The sequence below is a fragment of the Marinobacter sp. UBA5687 genome (assembly GCF_002420325.1).
Classification (GTDB): domain Bacteria; phylum Pseudomonadota; class Gammaproteobacteria; order Pseudomonadales; family Oleiphilaceae; genus Marinobacter; species Marinobacter nauticus.
This window is the reverse complement of sequence record NZ_DIHV01000122.1, coordinates 124,471-128,472: the sequence shown is the minus strand read 5'-3', so window position 1 is coordinate 128,472 and position 4,002 is coordinate 124,471. Positions and strand designations below refer to the sequence as shown.

The window sequence follows — 4,002 nt, the reverse complement described above, 5'->3', positions numbered from 1 at the left end:
GCTTCGTAGTCCTGCTGCTTCCACTGAGAGAAGCGCAGCATGATCGGGTAATCCGGGCCCACACGGTGGCGCACTTCCTCGACGATTTCCACCACAAAGCGCAGGCGGTTTTCCAGGCTGCCGCCGTACTCATCGTCGCGCTGGTTGGTGCCTTCCCACAGGAATTGATCCAGCAGATAGCCGTGGGCGCCGTGGATTTCCACACCGTCGAAGCCCAGAGCCTTGGCATCCTGGGCGGCATCACCGAAAGCTTTGATCACGTCCTGGATGTCTTCCCTGGTCATGGCCTTGCCGTTGGGCTTGCCAGGCGCAAACAGGCCTGAAGGGCTGTAACCGGGAACAGAGGGATCCGGCTCGATACCTTCCTTGCGTACCGCGCCCACGTGCCACAGTTGCGGGAAAATGGCGCCGCCGGCTTCGTGCACGGCATCCACCACTTTCTTCCAGCCCGCCAGGGCTTCGTCGCCATAGAAGGCCGGTACGTTCGGGTAACCGTTGGCAGCCGCGTGGTTCACGACAGTGCCTTCGGTAATGATCAGGCCAACACCGGCCTCGGCGCGGCGGCGATAGTAGTCCACCACATCCTGACCGGGTACACCCTTAGGCGAGAAATTGCGGGTCATCGGCGCCATGGCTACGCGGTTGCGCAGCTTGAGGTTATGAAGTTCAAACGGCTCGAACAAAGGACCAAGATTCATACTCATGTGATGTGCAACCTCATCAATTTGGTTTCGTAAAGCAACCCTATTAAATCCGGTTTCAAAATGCAACCCTATTCGGTACACTCCCCTACATGGCCAGAAAACGTTTTGATGACTCCAACTGCTCCGTCGCCCGTGCCCTGAATGAAGTGGGGGACTGGTGGTCGCTGCTGATTGTGCTGCACGCCATGTACGGCACCCGCCGGTTTGTGGATTTTCAGCAGCAACTGGGGATTGCCAAGAACATTCTGTGCGACCGACTGGCCAAACTGGTCGACAACGAGGTCTTGCGCAAAGTGGATGTTGGCGAGCACGGCTCACGCTTTGAGTACCGGCTCACGGAGAAAGGCCGCGACCTGTTTCCGGTGGTGGTGGCTCTGCGCCAGTGGGGCGACAAGTGGAACCCGTCTCCGGACGGCCAGCCCCTGGACCTCCGGGACCGCGATAGCGGCCAGCCAATACAGCCGGTCACCGTGCAGAATACCCAGGGTCAGCCCCTGTCCATTCGGGACGTGTTTGTGCCCAGCGATGAAGACAAGCCCCTCGACGAAGCCCAGGCCTGACCATCCGCAATAGCCGCATTTCCACGTTTTCTTGAGTTGAATCAAGACTTATTGGCCAGTCGCGCTGCCTTCCGCCATTTCTTGCGCTAAATCAAGATTGCCTGTCCGGATGTCATTACATTTAAGCCATCGATCTTTCATGGATAAGGAGATGGCTATGTCTCGTGGTTTTAAACTCAGTGTTCTGGCTGCGGCCGTAATGGCAGTGGCTCCTGCAGCTCAGGCTTTTGAAGCGGGTGATTTTGTTCTGCGTGCGGGTGCGGTTCATGTCGCGCCGGATGACTCCAGTGATTCCATCACCGTAGGCGGCGCACCGCTGCTGGGAGCTGGCGTGGATTCCAAGGTCAGCGTTGACACCAACACCCAGCTGGGCCTGCGTGCAACATACATGGTGACCAATCACCTGGGCCTGGGCGTACTGGGTGCAACCCCGTTCAAACACAACATTAACGGTGGCGGCGACCTGCCCGGCGACCTCAAGCTTGGTGAGACCAAGCATCTGCCACCTACCCTCACGCTGCAGTATTTCCCGATGGCGAGCTCTTCCGCTTTCCAGCCGTACGCAGGCGTGGGTGTGAACTACACCGTGTTCTTCGAAGAGAAAACCAGCAGCAATCTGGACGCTGCATTGAACGTGGCATCCAGCGAGCTGGAACTGGACGACAGCGTTGGCGTCGCCGTTGAAGTAGGCATGGATTACATGCTGAGCGAGAACTTCGGTCTGAACGCCGCGATCTGGTGGGCCGACATCAACACCGACGCCAGAGTCGATGTGTTTGATGCCAACGGAACCAAACTGGCAGAAACCGACGAATTCGAAGTCGAAATCGACCCCATGGTCTACATGGTAGGTTTCACCTACAAGTTCTGATCCGCACTCCCGGTAGCTCCCACGGTCTGTCGGCTACCGGATGGTGCGTTCTCCTGCGCGGGGCTTCGGCCCCGCCTTTTTTATGTCAGGAGAAACGGTTTTCAGGCGCTCTGGCGTTGAGCCGGGCGACCACTTCTACCCTGCCCCTGGCCACGGCCTTGTCCTTCGCCCTGACCACCACGGCCACGACCGCCGCTACGACCAGCCGGCTTCGGGCCAAAGCTCTTACCATTGCCACCCTGAGGGCGACGATTCCGCGCCTTGCTCGGGTCTGCTTTGGCCTTGGGCTTCAGCGGCAGGTTGTTTTTCGGCTCGAAGCCTTCCACTTCCTTGCGCGGAAGCTGCTTCTTGATCAGCTTCTCGATACCCGCCAGCAGCTTGCCTTCGTCAGCACTGACCAGTGACAGGGCATGGCCACTTTCACCGGCACGGCCGGTACGACCAATGCGGTGCACGTAATCTTCCGGCACGTTCGGCAGTTCAAAGTTCACCACTTGCGGCAGCTGTTTGATATCCAGGCCACGGGCAGCAATGTCGGTGGCGACCAGTACGCGCACTTCACCGGCTTTGAAATCCGCCAGGGCACGGGTACGGGCACCCTGGGACTTATTGCCGTGAATGGCGGCAGCCGTGATACCGTCTTTCTCCAGCTTCTGGGTCAGGCGGTTGGCGCCGTGCTTGGTACGGGTGAAAACCAGTACCTGATCCCAGTCGTTGTCACGCACCAGCTTGCTCAGCAAGGCTGTCTTCTGGCTCTGGTCAACCGGGTAAACGGACTGCTTCACTTTCTCGGCGGTGGTGTTACGGGCCGCCACTTCCACCTGCACCGGGTTATCCAGCAGGCCCTGGGCCAGGGTACGGATTTCGTTGGAGAAGGTGGCGGAGAACAGCAGGTTCTGGCGCTTGGCCGGCAGCAACGCCAGGATCTTGCGAATATCGCGGATAAAGCCCATGTCGAGCATGCGGTCGGCTTCGTCCAGCACCAGGATTTCCACTTCGTTGAAGCGCACCGCGTTCTGCTGGTACAGGTCCATCAAACGGCCCGGTGTGGCCACCAGTACGTCCAGGCCCTTGCGCAGCTTCATCATCTGCGGGTTGATCTTTACACCACCAAAAACCACAGCGGCCTTGGTGGGTACGTATTTGCTGTAAAGGTTCACGCTATCGTGTACCTGGGCGGCCAGCTCACGGGTGGGTGTGAGAATCAGGGCGCGGGGGCCTTTGCCAGTGCGGGGATTTTCCGCCAGGCGCTGCAACAAAGGCAGGGTAAAACCAGCGGTTTTACCGGTGCCGGTCTGGGCCGCGGCCATTACATCTTTGCCAGACAGCACCGCAGGAATCGCCTGCTGCTGGATGGGAGACGGGGTTTCATAACCCTGATCGGCGGTGGCACGGACCAGCTGCTCGGACAAACCGAGAGAAGAAAAACTCATATACGATGTACTCTTGATTGATTCTGCCTCCACGAACACCGTCGTCGGCGAATGCGGGCAGATGCCATGAAAGTCATGGAATAAAAGACGACTACGGTCACTCGCCGGGTTCGGGGTGACGTCCTCTGACAGGTCGTATGAAATGGTTCGCAAGGCGGCTTTAAGCCGGAAACTGCGGAATCCCTAGAGGCAGGATGCAGGCACGGTAACAGAGCACCCGGCAAATAGCTATAGGTGGTTTTATTGGCCGGCCTTCATTTTCAGGGTGATAAATGGAACTCTGACAGGGCCCGGCGGTCATTAGCCGCCGTATGCTACTAAAAACTCACCGATTTCCGGAGATTCCATGCTCAGCGTAGGCATCGGCCCCCTCAGCCTGTCCATCGGACACCTGCTTCTCGTTCTGGCCTTCGTGGTTGCCCTGGTGGTTGGCG

3 protein-coding genes and 1 pseudogene are annotated in these 4,002 nt (G+C 58.5%); 2 read left to right on the top strand and 2 right to left on the bottom strand.

Going from position 1 to position 4,002, the window contains the following annotated elements; translation table 11 throughout:
• Positions 1-704, bottom strand: a pseudogene (locus tag B3Y70_RS13135) (12-oxophytodienoate reductase); the annotation flags it as partial.
• 89 nt (positions 705-793) lie between these two features.
• Here B3Y70_RS13135 and B3Y70_RS13130 point away from each other — a divergent pair.
• Positions 794-1,264 carry a winged helix-turn-helix transcriptional regulator gene (locus B3Y70_RS13130; RefSeq protein WP_023011396.1) on the top strand — a complete coding sequence of 157 codons (471 nt, stop codon included), beginning with the start codon at positions 794-796 and terminating at the stop codon, positions 1,262-1,264.
• Positions 1,265-1,421: 157 nt separating this feature from the next.
• Positions 1,422-2,135, top strand: coding sequence for an OmpW/AlkL family protein (locus B3Y70_RS13125; protein WP_286893860.1), 714 nt, complete (start codon positions 1,422-1,424; stop codon positions 2,133-2,135).
• A gap of 101 nt (positions 2,136-2,236) precedes the next feature.
• On the opposite strand, the gene B3Y70_RS13120 is transcribed toward B3Y70_RS13125, so the two are convergent.
• Positions 2,237-3,568, bottom strand: coding sequence for a DEAD/DEAH box helicase (locus tag B3Y70_RS13120; RefSeq protein ID WP_222179713.1), 1,332 nt, complete (start codon positions 3,566-3,568; stop codon positions 2,237-2,239).
• Between the last annotated feature and the right edge of the window lie 434 nt (positions 3,569-4,002).